Genomic DNA, 18,455 nt, shown 5'->3' with positions numbered 1-18,455 from the left:
GGCCCTGCGGTGCTTGCTATCGGGTGGTGAGGGAGCTTGTGGCCCCACCGGAGGATTCTTCGGACGCGGGGGGTGCGCTCACGTCCACGAAGTCATCGGTTCCCTGCGAGTGTACCTCCCCGGAAGGGGTCCACTCGCGACCGGGCTGGTACGGCGAAGGCTCGAAGCCCGGGTGCCGGCGGTTCTGGACGATCATGATGACCAGACCGACCACGACACCGAGGATCGCGGCCCACACGTTGGTGCGGAGACCGAGGAAAATCTCGCTCGGGTCGATGCGGATCGACTCCCAGACGATGCGACCCGCCGAATACCAGACGAGGTACAGACCGAACAGGCGGCCCCACTGCAGCCGGAAGCGTCGTCCGGCCGCGGCGATGATGATGACGCCCATGACATTCCAGATGACCTCGTAGAGGAAGGTCGGGTGGAAGAGGGTGCTCTCCGGGAGGCCTGCCGGCCACGCGGAGTTCGGGTAGTCGATCTTCAGCCCCCAAGGCAGGTCGGTGGGGAGACCGTACAGCTCCTGGTTGAACCAGTTGCCGAACCGGCCGAAGGCCTGCGCGAGCAGGAGTGCAGGCGCGAGCGCGTCGGCGAAGCTCCAGAAGCGGATGCCGCTCCACTTGCAGCCGAGCCACGCACCGATGGCGCCGCCGATCAGGGCGCCGAAGATGGCGATGCCGCCCTCCCAGATCCGGAAGATCGCCCAGATGTCCTTGTCCTCGCCGAAGTAGAACCCCGGGTGGGTCAGAACGTGGAAGATGCGCGCGCCGATGATGGCCAGCGGGACCGCGAGCAGGCAGATGTCGATGACGACCCAGGGCTCCGCGCCGCGCTTGGTGAGACGGCGGTTGGTCCAGAACGTCGCCACGACGATGCCCGCCAGGATGCACAGGGCGTAGAAGTGGATCGTCAGCGGGCCGAGCTGGAACGAACTGATCGGCGGGCTGGGAATGCTCGCGACGACGGAGAGGGCTGCAGAAGTCACGACGGCGAGTCTACGCGGTGACGGCGTGCGGTCCTGCGCCCTGCGACAGCTCGCGCGCCGTGGCTGCGAGGCCCTCGACGCCGCCGTCGCGCAGTGCGCGCACGAGAGCCGTACCGACGATGGCACCGTCTGCGTAGTCGAGGACGCCGTCGACCTGATCGGCCGTCGAGATGCCGATACCGACGCACGCGTTCTCGACCCCGTGCGCGCGGAGACGGCCGACGAGGGCGCGCGCCGCGGCATCCAACTCCGCCCGCTCCCCCGTGATCCCCATCGTCGAGACGGTGTAGACGAATCCGGTCGTGTGCTCGGCGATCATCTTCAACCGATCGTCGGTGGACGAGGGCGCGGCGAGGAAGATCCGGTCGAGGCCGGTGCGCTCCGATGCGGCGATCCAGTCGGCGGCGGCATCGGGGGTGATGTCCGGCGTGATGAGCCCGGCACCGCCGGCCGCAGCGAGGTCGTCGGCGAAGCGGTCGACGCCGTACTGGAACACCGGGTTCCAGTACGTCATGACGACGATCGGCACGTCGACCCGCTCGGCGATCGCGCGGACGGCTGTGAACGTGTCCCGGAACCGGAATCCGGCTGCGAGGGCGGCCTGCGTCGCCTCTTGGATGACGACGCCGTCCATGACGGGATCGGAGTACGGCGGACCCAGCTCGAGGATGTCGGCGCCGTTCTCAGCCAGGGCGACCGCGGCGTCGATGCTCGTCTGCAGGTCGGGGTAGCCGATCGGGAGGTAGCCGACGAAGGCCCCGCGACCCGCGTCCTTCGCGGCGGAGATGGCAGCCGCCACACGGGAGGTCACAGCTCGACTCCTTCGCCGCTGCCGTGCTCGGGGTCGGCGGGGACCTCGACGGGCTCCTTATCGGCGTCGTACAGCTCGAACCACCGGGCGGCGGTGTCCATGTCCTTGTCGCCGCGGCCGGAGAGGTTGATCGCGATCACGCCCTCCGGGCCCAGTTCGCGCCCGATGCGCAGTGCACCGGCCAAGGCGTGAGCGGACTCGATGGCGGGGATGATCCCTTCGGTCCGGCTCAGCAGACGCAGGGCCTCCATCGCCTCGGTGTCGGTCGCGGGGATGTACTGCGCCCGGCCGATGCTCGCGAGCCATGCGTGCTCGGGACCGACGCCCGGGTAGTCGAGGCCCGCGGAGATCGAGTGCGACTCGGTCGTCTGACCGTCTTCGTCCTGCAGGACGAACGTCTTCGCGCCGTGCAGGATGCCGGGGCGACCGCGTTCGATGGATGCTGCGTGCTTCGGCGTGTCGACGCCGTCGCCGGCCGCCTCGACGCCGTAGAGGGCCACGCCCTCGTCGTCGAGGAACGCGTCGAACATGCCGATGGCGTTCGATCCGCCGCCCACGCACGCGACGACCGCATCGGGGAGTCTGCCGATCTCGTCGAGCAGCTGCTGACGAGCCTCTTCACTGATGATCTTCTGGAAGTCGCGCACCATGGCGGGGAACGGGTGCGGTCCCGCGGCCGTGCCGAAGATGTAGTTGGTGGTGTCGACGGAGGCGACCCAGTCGCGGTACGCCTCGTTGATCGCGTCCTTGAGCGTGCGCGAGCCTGTCGTGACCGGGATGACCTCAGCGCCGAGCAGACGCATGCGCGCGACGTTGAGTGCCTGGCGCTCCGTGTCCACCTCGCCCATGTAGATCGTGCACTCGAAGCCGAACAGGGCGGCCGCGGTCGCCGTGGCGACGCCGTGCTGGCCCGCGCCGGTCTCCGCGATCACGCGCTTCTTGCCGAGACGCTTCGTGATGAGCGCCTGACCTATGACGTTGTTGATCTTGTGCGAACCGGTGTGGTTGAGGTCCTCGCGCTTGAGGAACACCCGCGCCCCACCGGCGTGCTCGGCGAACCGCGGCACCTCGGTGAGGGCGGAGGGCCGGCCGGCGTAGACGTTCAGCAGGCGCGCGAACTCCGCGGCGAACTCCGGGTCCGCCTTGGCGTCCTCGTACACCGCCGTCAGCTCGTCGATGGCGGCGATGAGGGACTCGGGCATGTACCGCCCGCCGAACTCGCCGAAGAAAGGACCCGCGGCTGCGCGCAGACTCATGAACCTGCCTCCAGGAACGAGGCGAGCGTCGACACGGGGTCGTTCGTGACGAGCGCTTCACCGATCAGGACGACGTCGGCGCCCGCGGCACGGTAGTGCGCGACGTCGGCGGGTGCGAGGACCGCGGACTCGGCGATCTTGATCACACCCTCGGGGATGTCGGACACGAGCCGGCCGAAGAGGTCGCGGTCGAGCTCGAATGTGGAGAGATTGCGCGCATTGACGCCGATCAGACGCGCGCCGATGTCATTCGCGCGCGCCAGCTCCTCTGCGGAGTGCGTCTCGACGAGCGGTGTCATGCCGAGTTCCTGGATGAGGCCGTAGAGCTCGGCGAGGACGTCCTGCTCCAGCCCCGCGACGATGAGGAGCACGAGGTCGGCACCGGCAGCGCGCGCCTCGAACACCTGATACGGCGTCGAGACGAAGTCCTTCCGGAGGACGGGGAGGGTGACGGCGGCACGCACGGCCTCGAGGTCGGCGAGGGACCCTTTGAACTTCCGCGCCTCGGTCAGGACCGAGATGGCGGACGCCCCGCCCAGCTCGTAACGACGCGCCTGAAGCGCAGGGTCGGGGATGTCGGCGAGGTCGCCGCGGGACGGACTCGCGCGCTTCACCTCGGCGATGATCTTCACACACTCCGCGGGTGAGAGCGCAGCCAGGGCGTCGATCGCGGCAGGGTGCGCCAGAGCGAGCTTCTCGACGACCGCCAAGGGGCGGACGGACTCCCGCTCTCGTGCATCCTCCACCGCGCCGGCCATGAGGTCGGCGAGCACGTCAGTGCTGCTTCGTGACGGTCTTCGACCCACCGACGCCGTAGCCGGCCTTGGTCATGATGTAGCCGACGATGAGGCCGATGAACAGCAGGACGACCGAAAGCCAGACGAGCAGCGGCATGTCGAAGAAGAAGAAGACGGTGCCGATCGTCACGGCGACGAGCATGATGATGACCGTCGTCCATGCCGCCGGGGAGTGTCCGTGGCCGGGGTCCTCGATGCCGCTCATAGTTCTCCTTCGATGCGAAGCACGGGTTCTCTGGGTCGGCCGGAGCCGCTCGACCAGTCTAGCGGGGCGTGCACGCTGCCCCGCCCCGCTGGGTCAGGTCGTCGGGTCCTCGCCGCGCGACAGGTCGTCCCACGAGTCGATGCTGTCGCGCGGGCCGCTTGCGCGGTCGGTCCGGTACTTGCGACCGGCGCTCGTCCAGCGGTGGGCGGTCGCGAGCGCGACGACTCCGCCGAGGATGATGAGCACGGATGCCGCGACCGTCACCGCCGGCCATGGCGTCGCCGTGATCTCCGTCACGACCCCGGCGATGCCCTGCGCGCCGCTCAGACCCGTCGCGTCGGTGACGGGTCCCGCGACGGCGTCGACAGGGCGTTGCGAGGCGATCCGGAACGCACCCCACCCGAGGCCCGCGCCGAGGGCGACCGCGATGACCGCGAACGCGTAGCGGAGGACGCGTCCCACGATCGTCAGGGCGAGTGCCAGGGCGAGCGCTGCGAGACTCAGCGGCGCCACGACGGCGAGAGCGTCGGTCCCGGGGATCGGGATCGGGACGGCGGAGCCGTCGTCGACCGTCGCCTCGAGCCACGTCTGCGTCGAGCCGATGATGCCGATCGCTCCGCCGACGAGGATCGCGAGCACCGCCGCGAGCCGCGTCCGGCGCGAGGCCGCCTCGGTCATGAGAACTCGCCGACGACGGGGTCGAGGTCGTCCGCGTCGAAGCACGTGCGGTCGCCGGTGTGGCAGGCCGCGCCGACCTGCTCGACGGACACCAGCAGCGTGTCGCCGTCGCAGTCCAGCCGCACGCCCTTCACGAACTGCGCGTGACCGGACGTGTCGCCCTTGCGCCAGTACTCCTGACGCGAGCGCGACCAGAACGTCACGCGACCCTCGGTGAGCGTCCGGCGGAGGGCCTCGGCATCCATCCACCCGAGCATGAGCACCTCGCGCGTGTCGTGCTGCTGCACGATCGCGGGGACGAGTCCGTCCGCGTTGTAGACGACCCGCGCCATGCGTTCGTCGACGGAGCGCGTCATCGCCGCACCTCCACGCCTTCGGCCACCAGGGCATCCTTGACGTCGCCGACCGTCAGCTGTCCGGAGTGGAAGACGGATGCCGCGAGCACCGCGTCGGCGCCGGCGGCGATCGCCGGGGCGAAGTGCGCGGCATCCCCCGCCCCTCCGGAGGCGATCACGGGGACCGAGGACACGTCGCGCATGAGCGAGACGAGCTCGAGGTCGAAGCCGTCCTTCGTGCCGTCGGCGTCGATCGAGTTGACGAGGAGTTCCCCCGCACCGCGCTCGATCGCCTCGCGCGCCCACGCAAGCGCGTCGAGATCGGTGAGGGTGCGGCCGCCGTGCGTCGTGACGGCGAACCCGGACGGCGTGCCGGGAGCGCGCTTGACGTCGAGGGAGAGGACGAGCACCTGCGCGCCGAAGCGGTCAGCGATCTCGCCGAGGAGTTCGGGCCGGGCGATCGCGGCGGAGTTGACGCCCACCTTGTCGGCGCCGACCCCGAGGAGCCGTGCGACGTCCTCGGCCGAGCGCACTCCCCCGCCCACCGTCAGCGGAATGAAGACCTGTTCGGCGGTGCGCTGCACGACGTCGTACGTCGTGTCGCGCGCGTCGACGGTGGCTGTCACGTCGAGGAAGGTGATCTCATCCGCGCCCTGCTCGTAGTACCGGCGCGCGAGTTCGACCGGGTCGCCCATCTCGCGCAGGTTCTCGAAGTTGACGCCCTTGACGACCTTGCCCGCGGCCACGTCGAGACACGGGATCACGCGGCTGACGAGCGACACGTCAGAGCCTCGCGTTGTGGATCGCGGTCACGAGGATCGCGCGCGCGCCGATCTCGTAGAGGGCGTCCATGACCTGGTTCACGGTCTTCCGTGGGCTCATGACCCGGACGGCGACCCACTCGGGGTCGCGCAGCGGCGAGATCGTGGGCGACTCGATCCCGGGAGCGAGGGCGACCGCCTGGTCGACCAGGTGCGCGGGCAGGTCGTAGTCGATGAGGACGTAGCGCCGGGCGACCATGACGCCGCGCAGGCGCCGGAGGAGCGTCTCGGTGCCGTCGGCCTCGGTCGGCGCGCCGATCAGGACCGCCTCGGACTCCAGCAGCACCGGCCCGAAGATCTCGAGGCCCGCCTGGCGGAGGGTCGTGCCGGTCGAGACGACGTCGGCGACGGCATCCGCCACACCCAGCTGGACGGCGGACTCGACCGCGCCGTCGAGCGGCACGAGATCGACGGCCACGCCGAGGTCGTCGAGGTAGGCGTCCACGAGGCCGGGATAGGCCGTCGCGACGCGCAGTCCGTCGAGGTCGGCGAGCTCGGTGAAGCGTCCGGGAGGACCGGCGAACCGGAACGTCGAGCCGCCGAAGCCGAGCTTCTCGATCTCTCGAGCACCCGGCATCCGGGCATCCAGCAGCAGGTCGCGGCCCGTGATGCCGACGTCCAACGCACCGGAGCCGACGTAGGTGGCGATGTCCTTGGGGCGGAGGTAGAAGAACTCGACGTCGTTGACGGGGTCGATGGCGTGCAGGTCCTTGGGGTCGCGTCGACCGGTGTACCCGGCCTCGGCGAGCATCCCCGCGGTGGTTTCGGCGAGCATGCCCTTGTTGGGGACGGCGATGCGCAGCATGGAGCGTCTTTCGGTGTGGAGGTGGGCGGACGGGACGAGGGACCGATCAGAGATGTCGGTATACGTCCTCGAGCGTCAGGCCCTTCGCGAGCATCATCACCTGCAGGTGGTAGAGCAGCTGCGAGATCTCCTCGGCCGTCTCGGTGTCGGACTGGTACTCGGCGGCCATCCAGACCTCAGCGGCCTCTTCGACGATCTTCTTGCCGATGGCGTGGACGCCGCGGTCCAGCTGCGCGACCGTGCCCGATCCTTCGGGACGGCTCGCCGCAGTCTCGCTCAGCTCGGAGAACAGTGCGTCGAAGGTCTTCACACCCTCCAGGGTACCGGGCCGTCGCTAGCGGCCGGTCCCCGTGACGCTCCAGTCAGTGCCGGTGAGCGGATGCCGCAGCCGAGCGGAGGGCGCTGATCGCCGCTCCGGGGTCCTCGGCACCGAAGACGGCCGAGCCCGCCACGAACGTGTCGGCACCGGCATCCGCAGCCTGCGCGATGGTCGACTCGCCGATGCCGCCGTCGACCTGGAGCCAGACCTGCGACCCGCGGAGTCGGGCCTCGTCACTGAGCCGGCGGAGCTTGGGCATCTGGTCCGCCATGAAGCTCTGCCCGCCGAAGCCCGGCTCGACGGTCATGACGAGGATCTGATCGAACTCGTCGAGGACGTCGAACAGCTGCTCGACGGGGGTCGCGGGCTTGACCGCGACGCCGGCGTGCGCACCGATCTGTCGGAGCCGACGGGCCAGGGCGACGGGTTCGGCGGCGGCCTCGAGGTGGAACGTGACGGATGCCGCGCCGATCTCGGCGTACTCGGGAGCCCAGCGGTCGGCGTCGCTGATCATGAGGTGGACGTCGAGCGGAATGGGGCTCGTCGCCTGGATCCGCTCGACCATCTGCGGGCCGAACGTCAGGTTCGGGACGAAGTGGTTGTCCATGACGTCGACGTGGACGAAGTCGGCCGACGCGATGCGGGCGAGCTCCGCCTGCATGTTCACGAAGTCGGCGGCGAGGATGCTGGGATTGATGCGTACGTCGGAATCGGCCACGTCAGTCATTATCCCGGTGCCCGCTCAGTTCTTCCGGAGCAGCCAGATCGACATCGCATCGGTGCCGTGGCGGTGAGGCCACAGCTGGGCGCGTCCCGATCCGTCCGCAGGCTCCGCGAGATCGATCGCATCGCCGGCGACCTGCCGGAGGACGGCGCGTGTGTCGAGCTGCGTGAGGGCGTCGCCGAAGTGGCGTTCGACCTCTGACACGACGCCCGCGGTCTCGGCGAGGTGGGGCGAACACGTCACGTAGGCGACGACCCCGCCGGGGGCCAGTGCGTCGAACGCCGCGGTGAGGAGTTCGGTCTGCAGCTGGGTGAGTTCGGGGACGTCGGCCGGGGCCTTCCGCCACCGCGCTTCGGGGCGGCGCCGGAGCGCGCCGAGACCGGTGCAGGGGGCGTCGACGAGGATTCGGTCGTAGACGCCTCGGCCCGCGCGGATGCGGCCGTCCTCCTCCGACACGGGGACCTCGAGCGGGACCGCGGCGACGGACTGGCGGACGAGTCGTGCGCGGGCCGCGGACAGCTCGTTCGCCTCGAGGGTCGCGCCGGCGGCCGCCGCCTCGGCGGCGAGCACGGCGGTCTTGCCGCCGGGCGCGGCGCAGAGGTCGAGCCACTGCTCCCCCGCGCGGACCGGGACGGCACGGGAGAGGGCGAGGGCCGCGAGCTGAGATCCCTCGTCCTGCACGCGGACTGCACCGCCCGAGCCTCTGACGATCCGCTCCGGGTCACCACCGGCAAGTCGGAATCCGATGGGCGAGAACGGGGTGCGCTCCTCGTCGTCCGGGATCGACCCGACGCCCGGCAGGGCGGCGAGGGTCACCGTCGGCGCCGCGTTGTCCGCCGCCAGCAGGTCCAGGAGTTCGTCGGCACGTCCCTCGGCGGCCAGCGCGCGCCGGAAGGCGCGGATGATCCAGACGGGGTGCGCGAACCGGACGGCCAGGCGCTCGTCGTCGGAGCGGGCGGCATCCCCGATGCGGGTCAGCCACTCCTCCTCGTCCCGTTCCGACACGCGGCGGAGGACGGCGTTGGCGAACCCCGTCGCGCGCCGACCCGCGACGCGGCCGACGAGGTCGACCGTCTCGTGGACGGCGGCGTGAGCGGGGACGCGGGTCGCGAGGAGCTGGTGCGTGCCGAGTCGTAGGGCGTCGAGGACGGGCGCGTCGATCCCCGAGACGGGTCGGGATGCCGCCATCTCGATGATCGCGTCGTAGGTCCCGACACGGCGGAGCGTGCCGTACGTCAGTTCGGTGGCGAGGGCGGCGTCCGCCGTCGACAGTCGAGCGCGTTCGAGTTCGCGCGGCAGGAGCAGGTTCGCGTAGGCGTCGTCCTCGCCAACCGAGCGGATGACCGCGTACGCGACGTCGCGGGCGGCGCTCACGAGGCCGCTCCGGGGAGGTCGATGCGGGGATCGTCGGAGCGGAGCCCGCGCCACCAGTCAGCCGCCTTCATGGCCCCCTTGCCGGCGGGTTGGACCGTCCGGAGAAGGACGGTTCCCTCCCCCGTCCCGGCGACGACGTCGCGTCCGACGAGCGCGACCTGTCCCGTCTCGAGAGAAGCGTCGGGTCCGCGGAGCGCGGCGAGCACCTTCACCCGCTGACCGTCGAGCGACACGTGGGCACCGGGCTCGGGCGTCGTCCCGCGGAAGCGGTCGAGGACGCGGTCGGCGGGCTCGGCGAGGTCGAGAGCGCCGTCGGTCTGCGAGAGCTTCGGGGCGAGGGTGGGTTCGCCGACCTGGGGCGTCGTGATCGCGGAACCGTCGGCGATCGCGTCGACGACGGACGTGACGAGTTCCGCACCCGACGCAGCCAGGTCGGCGAGCACGTCTCCCGCCGTGGCACCGCGCGGGACGTCGTAACGGAGCTCCGCGAAGACGTCACCGGCGTCGAGGGCGGGGACCAGCTGGAACACGACGGCGCCGGTCACGCGGTCGCCGGCGATGAGCGCGTGCTGCACGGGCGCCGCGCCGCGCCAGCGCGGCAGGAGCGAGAAGTGCAGGTTGATCCAGCCGTGCGGCGGTGTCGACAGGAGCGGTTCGCGCACCAGCCCGCCGTAGGCGACGATGACGCCCAGGTCCGCGCCGAGCGCGGCGATCTCGGCCGTCGCGGCGTCGTCGAGGCGGTCCGCCTTGACGACCGGGAGCCCGAGATCTTCCGCCGCGACCGCGACCGGCGAGGGCGTCAGGACGCGCTTGCGACCGATGGGAGCGTCGCGTCGCGTGACGACGCCGACGACCTCGTGGGACGAGGCCGCGAGGGCGCGGAGGGACGGGACGGCCGGTTCGGGGGTTCCGGCGAAAACGACGCGCATGCAGGTCCTCACAGATCGAGCTCGGGCACATCGAGCCGAACCCTGAGTGTAGTCCGGGGCCCCGGACCCCGGCGTCGACCGCGGACCGCGTCCGCCACGACCGAGGCGCGCAACTGCTCGGCGACCGTGCGGCCGTGCGCGTAGTCCACCCGGACGAGGGCGCGCGAGCCGTCCTCGGTGGGCACAGGCCCGAGCACCGACAGCGGACCGAGCTCGGGAACGGCCTCGCGCAGCTCCGCGAGGGCACGGTCGACGGATGCCGCGGCCCCGTCGACAGCGGCGACCCGAACGGTCGGGGGCATGAGCAGCGGCGCCCGGTCCGCGAGCTCGGCGCGGGCGTAGGCGGCGTGGGTCCACGTCGCGAGGGCACGGGCGACAGGTCCCGTGACACCGACGAGGTGGACGGGCGAGCCGGGAGCCGCGAGCGCGGCGGCGTTCGACCACCACCGCAGGCACGATTCGCCGATCCGCAACTGCTCGGCCATGAGCATCTTGTCGCCGTCGAGGAGGATGACGGCACGGTAGCCGCCCTCCGCCGGGGGCTCCGCTCCGCGCGTGGCGATGACGAGGGCAGGCCTGCCGTCGACGGACGCGACGGGATGGTCGCCGTCGGCGACGATGACCCGGATGCCGGGGAACGCCCGACCGAGTTCATCCGCCGTCCGCTCACTCCCCGACGACGCCATCCGGAAGCGTGTGCCGGCGCAGTTGGCGCACGTCCAATTCGGCGCGGACCGGCCGCACCACCCGCAGTCCGGCGTCGCCCCCGGTCGGCGGGCCCGGAGCGGGCCGGAGCAGTGCCGGCACCGGGCGGGGGTGCGGCATTCCGCGCAGACGAGGACGGGCGAGTACCCGGGCCGGGCGACCTGGACGAGCACCGGCCCGTGCTGCAACGCCTCCCGCGCCGCGCCGAAGGCGGCCGAGGGGACCCGGGCACCGCGGTGCTCGGCCTCGTGCGTGGCGGACAGAACGACCCGCGGACTGACCCGGCGCGACGCAGGGAGCTCCCGCACCCACCCGAGCTGGACGAGACGCTCGACGTCGGTCGTGCGCGTGTGCCCCGCGAAGACGAGCGCGGAGTGCTCCTCCTCCTGACGGACGAGCGCGGCATCGCGTGCGTGGACTCCCGGACTGAGCGGCTCGGCAAGGAGCGTGTCGCCGTCGTCCCAGACGAAGACCGCGCCGACATCGTGGGCGGGTGCGTACACGGTGGATCTGTTCCCGACGACGATGCAGGGAGCGGCGCTCAGCATCCGGAGGTACGTCGCGTATCGCTCCGGCCCCGAGCGCCGGGCGTCGTCGCGGACGATCGCGTCTCCAGGGACCAGGGCCGCGAGAGCGTCGAGGAGCTGCGTCTGGTCGCGGTGGTCGGGGACGACGAGAAGCGCACTCCGGCCGCTGCCCAGGACCAGCGCGGCGAGGCTCGCGAGCAGGTCCGCCCAGGCTCCGCGGAGGGCTCCGGGAGTCGGATGCGGCGGGGCGTCGATCGCCACCCGCTCCCCCGACAGGACGGCATCGGCGAGCCCGGGATAGGGCGATGCGAGCGCGTGGGCGCGGGTCGCGGCATCCGGATCCACCTGCGGCACCTCGGGCGGATCGGCGGCGAGCCAGGCCTTCTCGGCCCGCACCATCCGCTTCGGCACCGCGAGGCGCAGGATGTCGCTCGCCGAACCGGCTGCCCGGTCGGCGACACGACGCGCCAGTGCGTAGAGGGATGCCGGGAGCACCGGCACCGGCGAGACGACGGACGCCACCTCGGACAGCGGCCGCCCGCCGGGTTCGACCTCGGCCCGCTCGATGACCCAGCCCTCGATCATCCGCCCGGCGCTGCGCAGCGGGACCTTCACCCGCACGCCTGGCTGGGCGTCGGCGTCGAGGGCGCCCGGTACGGCGTAGTCGAAGAGTCGATCGAGTTGGGGAACCGGCGAATCGAGGAGGATCCGCGCGACGGCGATCACGGGCGTCAGAGCCCGGCGGCGGCCCGCAAGGCGTCGACGCGGTCCGTGCGCTCCCATGTGAACTCGGGCAGTTCGCGCCCGAAGTGTCCGTAGGCGGCGGTCTGGGCGTAGATGGGACGCAGGAGGTCGAGGTCGTCGATGATCGCCTGCGGCCGGAGGTCGAACGACTGCCGGATCGCGGCGGTGATCTTCTCGTCCGAGACGTGCCCCGTTCCGAACGTCTCGACGTACAGCCCCACGGGGGCGGCACGGCCGATGGCGTAGGCGACCTGTACCTCGAGGCGGTCGGCGAGCCCTGCCGCGACGGCGTTCTTTGCGACCCAGCGCATCGCGTACGCCGCCGAGCGGTCGACCTTGGACGGGTCCTTGCCGCTGAAGGCCCCGCCACCGTGACGCGCGGCGCCGCCGTAGGTGTCGATGATGATCTTGCGTCCGGTCAGGCCCGCATCGCCCTTCGGGCCGCCCACGACGAAGGGTCCGGCCGGGTTGATCACATAACGCACGCCCGAGACGTCGAGCCCCGTCTGCGCGAGGACGGGGTCGATGACCTCGGCCTGCACCGCAGCGCGGAGGGCCGGGAGCGAGATGTCGGGGTGGTGCTGGGTGGAGAGGACGACCGTGTCGACGGTTCGCGGCGTCGTGCCGTCGTAGCCGAGGGTCACCTGCGTCTTGCCGTCGGGACGGAGGAACGGCAGCGCGCCGCTGCGACGCGCGTCGGTTAGCCGCTCGGCCAGCCGGTGAGCCGTCCAGATCGCGGTCGGCATGTACGAGGGCGTCTCGTTCGTCGCGTAGCCGAACATGATGCCCTGGTCCCCCGCGCCGAGCGCGTCGACGGGGTCGACGGAACCGCCCTCGCGGTGCTCGAGCGCGTTGTCGACGCCCGCGGCGATGTCGCCCGACTGCTCGCCGATCGACACCGTCACACCGCACGAGTCGCCGTCGAAGCCGGTCTCGGAAGAGGTGTACCCGATGCGGTTCACGACGCGGCGGACGATCCCCGGGATGTCGACGTACCCGTCGGTGCGGACCTCGCCGGCGACGTGGACGAGTCCGGTGGTCACGAGCGTCTCGACGGCGACGCGGCTGCCGCGGTCGACGGCGAGGAGGGCATCGAGGATGCTGTCGGAGATCTGGTCGCAGATCTTGTCGGGGTGACCTTCGGTCACAGACTCCGACGTGAACAGGCGCAGCGCGCTCATCGGTCCTCCAGAGGGCGGATCGGGGGTGTGAAAACCATCATGCCCGCGGTCCCCGACACGGGGGACACGCGGGCATGAGGATGACGCCGTGTGGCGCCCGGGTCATGAGCTCGAGGTCACTCGGCCGCGCGCAGGCGCAGCTTGTCCTCGTGGATCTCGTGGAGGGCGATCGTCAGGGGCTTGTCCTCGACGTTCGAGTCGACGAGCGGGCCCACGTTGTCGAAGAGGTTCCCCTCGTGGAGGTCCGAGTAGTAGTCGTTGATCTGACGCGCGCGCTTGGATGCGTAGATCACGAGCTGGTACTTCGAGTCGACCTTGTCGAGCAGTGCGTCGATGGGCGGGTCGATGATGCCCTGGTCACGGTTGGCCATGGTGGTCCTCCAGGATCGGTGAGCGAGTTGTCTGCCTGAGCGCACTCTGAAGCGGCGCGGCATCCTCTCAGTCTACAGGTCGCGACGCGCCGGCGCGCGCCGCGTCAGCGGCTCAGCAGCTGCCGCTTCGAGCTGAGAACCCCGGTGTCGAAGCCCGCCAGGTGGAGCCCGCCGTGGAAGCGCGCGTGCTCGATCTTGACGCACCGGTCCATGACGACTGACAGCCCTGCGTCGGCGGCGATCTTCGCGGCGCCCTCGTGCCACGAGCCGAGCTGCAGCCAGAGCGTCGAGGCCCCGGCATCCACCGCCTCCTGCGCGACGCCGGGCAGGTCGTCGTGCTTGCGGAAGACGTCGACGATGTCGGGGACGACGGGCAGGTCCGCGAGCGACGCGTAGGCGGGCTTGCCGAGGATCTCACTCGCCCGCGGATTGACGTAGTACACGTCGTACGGCGAGCTGCCGCTCAGGTAGGTCGCGACGAAGTAGCTCGCGCGCGCCGGGTTGTCGGACGCGCCGACGATCGCGATGGTCTTCGCACGGCGGAGGATCTCGAACCGCTCCTGGGGACCGGCGGCGGGCCAGGTGCGCTCCGCGTGCACGGCCGGAGCCGCGCCGGGAAGCGCACACGCGGCTCCCTCGGTCGGGGCGGGCTGGGGCACGGCGCAGGCGTTCGCGTCGGTCATCGGGAGACTCCTGTCGCGGCGGTGAGGGCCTGATCGAGGTCCCACACGATATCCTCCGGGTCTTCGAGACCCACCGAGATGCGGATGAGGTCAGCCGGCACACCGGCGGCGACGAGCTGGTCGGCGCTGAGCTGCTGATGCGTCGTCGAGGCGGGGTGGATGACGAGGGTTCGGGCATCGCCGATGTTGGCGAGGTGCGAGGCGAGCTGGAGCGCGTCGATGACGGCCTCGCCCGCTCGCCGACCCGCGGCGACGCGTTCCTCGTCACTCGCGGCATCGCCTCCGGCCTTCACGCCGAACGCGAAGACCGACCCCGGACCGAGCGGGAGGTACTTCTCCGCCCGCTCGCGGTGGGGGTGATCAGGGAGGCCCGCCCACGTGACGAAGGACACGCGCGGGTCGGAGTCGAGCCACTCGGCGACGATCCGCGCGTTCGCACCGTGCGCGTCGATGCGCTGCGGCAGGGTCTCGATGCCCTGCAGCAGCAGGAAAGCCGAGTGCGGGCTGAGGGCGGCTCCGATGTCGCGGAGCTGCTCGCTCCGGAGCTTGGTGAGGAAGCCGTACTCACCGAAGTTGTCCCACCAGGTGATGCCGCCGTACGAGGCGACCGGCTCGGTCATCTGCGGGAACTTGCCGTTCCCCCAGTCGAAGGTCCCCTTCTCGATCACGACGCCGCCGAGGGTCGTGCCGTGTCCGCCGAGGAACTTCGTGACCGAGTGGATGACGATGTCGGCGCCGTGCTCGAGCGGTCGCGCGAGGTAGGGAGTCGCGAGGGTCGAGTCGACGACGAGCGGGATGCCGGCGGCATGAGCCACCTCGGCGAGCCCCTCGATGTCGGCGATCTCGCCCGACGGGTTGCCGATCGTCTCGACGTAGAGGACCTTCGTCTCGGGCCGGATGGCCGCCGCATAATCGGCCGGATCGCTGGAGGCGACGAAGGTCGTATCGACCCCGAATCGGCGGAGCGTGACGTCCAGCTGCGTGACCGTGCCGCCGTAGAGCTGCGCCGAAGCGACGACGTGGTCGCCGACGCCGACGAGCGCGGCGAATGTGATGAACTCCGCGCTCATCCCCGACGCGGTGGCCACCGCTCCGATGCCGCCCTCGAGCGATGCGAGGCGCTCTTCGAGTGCCGCGACGGTGGGGTTGCCGATGCGCGAGTAGATGTTGCCGTACTTCTGCAGCGCGAACAGGTTCGCGGCATCCGTCGCATCGTCGAAGACGAAGGACGAGGTCTGATAGATCGGCACGGCGCGGGCGCCGGTGGCGGCATCGGGGGTGCCGCCGGCGTGGAGCGCGCGCGTGCGGAAGCCGAAGCGGTGTTCGTCAGTCATGATCTCTTTCTGGCGGATGGATGCCGCCGGTCACGCCGCCGCCAGGGCGGCGGCGATACGCGCGACGGCATCGGGGTTCTGCAGCGATGTGGTGTCGCCGAGGGGCGCGGGTTCGCGGCCCGCCCGGCGGTCCTGTTCGGCCTCCCACAGCTGGGCAAGGAGGCGTCGGAGGATCTTGCCCGAGCGGGTCTTGGGGAGATCGGGCACGACGACGACATGCCGCGGCTTGGCGATCGGCCCGATCTCGCGCGCCACGTGCGCGCGGAGCTCCCCGGCATCCGGCTCCCCCGCGCCGGACGGCACGACGAAGGCGGCGACGGCGTGGCCGGTCAGCGAGTCGACCACTCCGGTGGTCCCCGCCTCTCCGACCGCGGCGTGCGCGACGAGGGCGGACTCGATCTCGATCGTCGACAGCCGGTGGCCCGACACGTTCACGACGTCGTCGAGGCGGCCGAGGATCCAGATGTGGCCGTCGGCGTCGCGCGTCGCTCCGTCGCCCGCGACGTAGTACCCGCCGTGCTCGCCGTGGCCGGCATAGGTCGACCAGTAGGAGTCGCGGTAGCGCTCGGGGTTCCCCCAGACGGTCCGCGCCATCCCGGGCCAGGGACGACGGACGACGAGCGTGCCGGATCTGCCCGGCTCGACCTCTCGCCCGTCGGGATCGACCACGGCGGCGTCGATCCCAGGCAGCGGCACGGTCGCTGATCCCGGCTTCAGCGTCGTGACTCCCGGCAGCGGCGCGATCATCGCGGCGCCGGTCTCCGACTGCCACCACGTGTCGACCACGGGGACTTCGTCGCGCCCGAAGGCGCGGCGGAACCATGCCCACGCGGCGGGGTTGATCGCCTCGCCGACGGTGCCGAGAAGACGGATGCTCGACAGGTCGTGGCCCTCGGGGAGGCCCTCGCCGAACCAGGTCATGAAGGTGCGGATGAGGGTGGGGGCCGTGTAGTACACCGACACGCCGTACCGCTCGATGATCTCGAGGTGGCGCTCCCGGTGGGGCGCATCGGGAGTGCCCTCGTAGATGACCTGCGTGAGTCCGTTCGACAGCGGACCGTAGATCTCGTAGGTGTGAGCGGTGACCCACGCGAGGTCGGCGGTGCACCAGTGAACGTCGTCAGGCTTCGCGTCGAAGTGCGCCCAGTGGGCCCAGCTCGCGTGGGTGAGGTATCCGCCCGACGTGTGGACGAGTCCCTTCGGCTTCCCGGTCGTGCCCGACGTGTAGATGATGAAGAGCGGATGCTCGGCCTCGAACGCCGCGGCGTCGTGGACCGTCGACGCGGTGTCGACGACGTCGTGCCACCAGACGTCGCGCCCCGGGGTCCACTCGACCTCGTTCCCCGTCCGTCGGACGACCAGGACGTGCTCGAGCTCGGGAAGGCCTGCTGCGGCGGTATCCGCGGCGGACTTGACTTCGACCGCTCCCCCGCGCCGGAACTGCCCGTCGCTCGTGACGAGCAGCTTCGCGCCGGTGTCCTCGAGCCGGAACCGCACAGCCTCGGCCGAGAACCCCCCGAAGACGAGAGAGTGAACAGCACCGACGCGCGCGCAGGCGAGCGCGATGACGACGGTCTCGACGAGGACCGGCAGGTACACGACGACGCGGTCGCCGGGCTGGATGCCGAGAGCGACGAGCGCGTTCGCCGCCTGGGACACGCGGCGTTGCAGGTCGGCGTAGGTGACCGTCGTGCGATCTCCCGGTTCGCCCTCGAAGTGGAGGGCGACCTTCTGACCGAGGCCGGCAGCGACGTGGCGGTCGACGCAGTTCACGGCCACATTGAGGGTGCCGCCGTCGAACCAGCGCGCGGCGGGGATCGACAGCTCACCGTCGGCGTCGCGGACGGGCGGGCGCCAGTCGAGCGCGGTGTGCCAGGGCGCGACCCAGTCCAGGCGCGCGGCCGCCGTCTCCCAGAACCGGGTCGGATCCGCCGACGCGTCCACGTACGCCGAGGCGGTCACGTTGGCCTCCGCCGAGAAGTCGGCCGGTGCGGGATAGGTGCGGTTCTCGACGAGACGGACCTCGTCGATGTCCGGGCCGCTCACGTCCACTTCCTCAGGACGCGTCGCTGGAGCAGCGTGACGAGGGCGTTCGACAGGGTCCCGAGGGCCGCGAGGATCACGATCGCCAAGAAGATGCGGTCGACGCGACCCGTGCTCTGCGAGTCGGTCAGCAGGTATCCGAGCCCCATCGAGGCCGAGATCAGCTCCGCCGCGACGAGGAAGAGCCACGCCTGCGCCAGAGCCAACCGCAGACCCGAGACGAGTGCCGGGACTGTCGCCGGCAACTGCACCGAGCGGAACAGCGCCCCGCCGCGCAATCCGAACGAACGCCCCATCTCGACGAGGTGAGGATCGACGTGTCGGAGCGCCCCTGCGACGGTCGTGAAGACCGGGAAGAAGGCGCCGATCGCGACGAGGGTGACCTTCGGCTCTTCGCCGATTCCCATCCAGAGCAGGAGCAACGGGACGAGGGCGAGCGACGGGATCGCACGGAACGCGGCCAGGATCGGGCTGAGGAGCACATCGCCCGCGCGGGTCAACCCGACGACGGCCGCGACGGCGAGCCCCACGAGCGAACCGATCGAGAAGCCGAGGATCACGCGCTGCACCGAGATCGCGATGTGCCCCCACAGCACACCCGAGTCGCCGAGCTGCACGGCGGCGCCGACGACGTCGATCGGAGCCGGCAGACGATACGTCGGGATGAGGCCGAACGCCGTCACCGCCTGCCAGAGGGCGAGGACGGCCAGCGGGACGACGAGGCCGCCCACGACGCGGACACTCGTCCGGGACCAGAACGGCCGCACCGCCGCGGCACCCGAGGGCGCGGCAGCGGTGGCGGTCGTGTCGACGGATGCCGTCATC

At 71.1% G+C, this 18,455-nt stretch carries 20 protein-coding genes; all 20 read right to left on the bottom strand.

Features of this window, described 5'->3' with window-relative positions:
- Positions 1-16: 16 nt before the first annotated feature.
- The 20 genes from lgt to BLP38_RS04615 all read right to left on the bottom strand — a co-directional run bounded on the left by lgt (position 17) and on the right by BLP38_RS04615 (position 18,454).
- Entirely contained in the window at positions 17-988 is a 972-nt protein-coding gene (lgt, locus tag BLP38_RS04710; protein WP_091353638.1) for a prolipoprotein diacylglyceryl transferase, read from the bottom strand.
- A gap of 10 nt (positions 989-998) precedes the next feature.
- Positions 999-1,799 (bottom strand): tryptophan synthase subunit alpha, encoded by an 801-nt coding sequence (gene trpA, locus BLP38_RS04705; protein WP_091353635.1) that lies wholly within the window; start codon positions 1,797-1,799, stop codon positions 999-1,001.
- On the bottom strand, positions 1,796-3,055 hold the full coding sequence (trpB, locus tag BLP38_RS04700; RefSeq protein ID WP_091353632.1) for a tryptophan synthase subunit beta: 1,260 nt from the start codon (positions 3,053-3,055) through the stop codon (positions 1,796-1,798). Before trpB ends, trpA begins: the two co-directional genes overlap by 4 nt.
- A complete protein-coding gene (gene trpC, locus BLP38_RS04695) occupies positions 3,052-3,828 on the bottom strand; it encodes an indole-3-glycerol phosphate synthase TrpC (protein WP_091353628.1) in 777 nt (258 codons plus the stop codon). Before trpC ends, trpB begins: the two co-directional genes overlap by 4 nt.
- A gap of 1 nt (position 3,829) precedes the next feature.
- Positions 3,830-4,057 carry a DUF6704 family protein gene (locus BLP38_RS04690; RefSeq protein WP_091353625.1) on the bottom strand — a complete coding sequence of 76 codons (228 nt, stop codon included), beginning with the start codon at positions 4,055-4,057 and terminating at the stop codon, positions 3,830-3,832.
- Between the two features lie 93 nt (positions 4,058-4,150).
- Positions 4,151-4,735 carry a Trp biosynthesis-associated membrane protein gene (locus BLP38_RS04685; protein WP_091353622.1) on the bottom strand — a complete coding sequence of 195 codons (585 nt, stop codon included), beginning with the start codon at positions 4,733-4,735 and terminating at the stop codon, positions 4,151-4,153.
- A complete protein-coding gene (gene hisI, locus BLP38_RS04680; RefSeq protein WP_091353618.1) occupies positions 4,732-5,091 on the bottom strand; it encodes a phosphoribosyl-AMP cyclohydrolase in 360 nt (119 codons plus the stop codon). Before hisI ends, BLP38_RS04685 begins: the two co-directional genes overlap by 4 nt.
- Entirely contained in the window at positions 5,088-5,852 is a 765-nt protein-coding gene (gene hisF, locus BLP38_RS04675; protein WP_091353614.1) for an imidazole glycerol phosphate synthase subunit HisF, read from the bottom strand. The genes hisI and hisF overlap by 4 nt, the downstream gene beginning before the upstream one ends.
- A 1-nt stretch (position 5,853) precedes the next feature.
- Complete coding sequence (hisG, locus tag BLP38_RS04670) at positions 5,854-6,696, bottom strand: ATP phosphoribosyltransferase (protein ID WP_018186765.1); 843 nt, start codon at positions 6,694-6,696, stop codon at positions 5,854-5,856.
- Between the two features lie 46 nt (positions 6,697-6,742).
- The gene (locus tag BLP38_RS04665) at positions 6,743-7,006 is read right to left on the bottom strand and encodes a phosphoribosyl-ATP diphosphatase (RefSeq protein WP_018186764.1); all 264 of its coding nucleotides are present in this window, start codon (positions 7,004-7,006) and stop codon (positions 6,743-6,745) included.
- A 52-nt stretch (positions 7,007-7,058) separates the two neighbouring features.
- Positions 7,059-7,742 carry a ribulose-phosphate 3-epimerase gene (gene rpe / locus BLP38_RS04660; protein ID WP_091353610.1) on the bottom strand — a complete coding sequence of 228 codons (684 nt, stop codon included), beginning with the start codon at positions 7,740-7,742 and terminating at the stop codon, positions 7,059-7,061.
- A gap of 15 nt (positions 7,743-7,757) precedes the next feature.
- Positions 7,758-9,113 carry an RsmB/NOP family class I SAM-dependent RNA methyltransferase gene (locus BLP38_RS04655; RefSeq protein WP_091353607.1) on the bottom strand — a complete coding sequence of 452 codons (1,356 nt, stop codon included), beginning with the start codon at positions 9,111-9,113 and terminating at the stop codon, positions 7,758-7,760.
- Positions 9,110-10,042: a methionyl-tRNA formyltransferase gene (gene fmt / locus BLP38_RS04650; protein ID WP_091353604.1), complete on the bottom strand. Its 933-nt coding sequence runs from the start codon at positions 10,040-10,042 to the stop codon at positions 9,110-9,112. The genes BLP38_RS04655 and fmt overlap by 4 nt, the downstream gene beginning before the upstream one ends.
- 8 nt (positions 10,043-10,050) lie before the next feature.
- Entirely contained in the window at positions 10,051-12,000 is a 1,950-nt protein-coding gene (locus tag BLP38_RS04645) for a hypothetical protein (RefSeq protein WP_091359538.1), read from the bottom strand.
- Between the two features lie 5 nt (positions 12,001-12,005).
- Complete coding sequence (gene metK / locus BLP38_RS04640; protein WP_091353602.1) at positions 12,006-13,199, bottom strand: methionine adenosyltransferase; 1,194 nt, start codon at positions 13,197-13,199, stop codon at positions 12,006-12,008.
- Between the two features lie 116 nt (positions 13,200-13,315).
- The gene (rpoZ, locus tag BLP38_RS04635) at positions 13,316-13,570 is read right to left on the bottom strand and encodes a DNA-directed RNA polymerase subunit omega (protein WP_064002061.1); all 255 of its coding nucleotides are present in this window, start codon (positions 13,568-13,570) and stop codon (positions 13,316-13,318) included.
- A 104-nt stretch (positions 13,571-13,674) separates the two neighbouring features.
- Complete coding sequence (locus tag BLP38_RS04630) at positions 13,675-14,253, bottom strand: CoA-binding protein (RefSeq protein WP_091353598.1); 579 nt, start codon at positions 14,251-14,253, stop codon at positions 13,675-13,677.
- Positions 14,250-15,587: an O-acetylhomoserine aminocarboxypropyltransferase/cysteine synthase family protein gene (locus BLP38_RS04625; RefSeq protein WP_091353595.1), complete on the bottom strand. Its 1,338-nt coding sequence runs from the start codon at positions 15,585-15,587 to the stop codon at positions 14,250-14,252. Before BLP38_RS04625 ends, BLP38_RS04630 begins: the two co-directional genes overlap by 4 nt.
- A 30-nt stretch (positions 15,588-15,617) precedes the next feature.
- On the bottom strand, positions 15,618-17,633 hold the full coding sequence (gene acs, locus BLP38_RS04620) for an acetate--CoA ligase (RefSeq protein ID WP_091359535.1): 2,016 nt from the start codon (positions 17,631-17,633) through the stop codon (positions 15,618-15,620).
- Positions 17,630-18,454 (bottom strand): ABC transporter permease, encoded by an 825-nt coding sequence (locus tag BLP38_RS04615; RefSeq protein ID WP_091353592.1) that lies wholly within the window; start codon positions 18,452-18,454, stop codon positions 17,630-17,632. The genes acs and BLP38_RS04615 overlap by 4 nt, the downstream gene beginning before the upstream one ends.
- Position 18,455: the final 1 nt, after the last annotated feature.

Source organism: Microbacterium sp. LKL04 (assembly GCF_900102005.1).
In the GTDB taxonomy this organism is placed as follows: Bacteria; Actinomycetota; Actinomycetes; order Actinomycetales; family Microbacteriaceae; genus Microbacterium.
The sequence above is the reverse complement of the archived record's forward strand: the minus strand, read 5'-3'. Positions and strand labels throughout refer to the sequence as shown.

Bases quoted from the DNA above. Each gene is read 5' to 3' on its own strand.
- trpB (WP_091353632.1), bottom strand. From the start codon at position 3,055: ATGAGTCTGCGCGCAGCCGCGGGTCCTTTCTTCGGCGAGTTCGGCGGG.
- BLP38_RS04690 (WP_091353625.1), bottom strand. From the start codon at position 4,057: ATGAGCGGCATCGAGGACCCCGGCCACGGACACTCCCCGGCGGCATGG.
- BLP38_RS04685 (WP_091353622.1), bottom strand. From the start codon at position 4,735: ATGACCGAGGCGGCCTCGCGCCGGACGCGGCTCGCGGCGGTGCTCGCG.
- hisI (WP_091353618.1), bottom strand. From the start codon at position 5,091: ATGACGCGCTCCGTCGACGAACGCATGGCGCGGGTCGTCTACAACGCG.
- hisG (WP_018186765.1), bottom strand. From the start codon at position 6,696: ATGCTGCGCATCGCCGTCCCCAACAAGGGCATGCTCGCCGAAACCACC.
- rpe (WP_091353610.1), bottom strand. From the start codon at position 7,742: ATGACTGACGTGGCCGATTCCGACGTACGCATCAATCCCAGCATCCTC.
- fmt (WP_091353604.1), bottom strand. From the start codon at position 10,042: ATGCGCGTCGTTTTCGCCGGAACCCCCGAACCGGCCGTCCCGTCCCTC.
- metK (WP_091353602.1), bottom strand. From the start codon at position 13,199: ATGAGCGCGCTGCGCCTGTTCACGTCGGAGTCTGTGACCGAAGGTCAC.
- rpoZ (WP_064002061.1), bottom strand. From the start codon at position 13,570: ATGGCCAACCGTGACCAGGGCATCATCGACCCGCCCATCGACGCACTG.
- BLP38_RS04630 (WP_091353598.1), bottom strand. From the start codon at position 14,253: ATGACCGACGCGAACGCCTGCGCCGTGCCCCAGCCCGCCCCGACCGAG.
- BLP38_RS04625 (WP_091353595.1), bottom strand. From the start codon at position 15,587: ATGACTGACGAACACCGCTTCGGCTTCCGCACGCGCGCGCTCCACGCC.
- BLP38_RS04615 (WP_091353592.1), bottom strand. From the start codon at position 18,454: ATGACGGCATCCGTCGACACGACCGCCACCGCTGCCGCGCCCTCGGGT.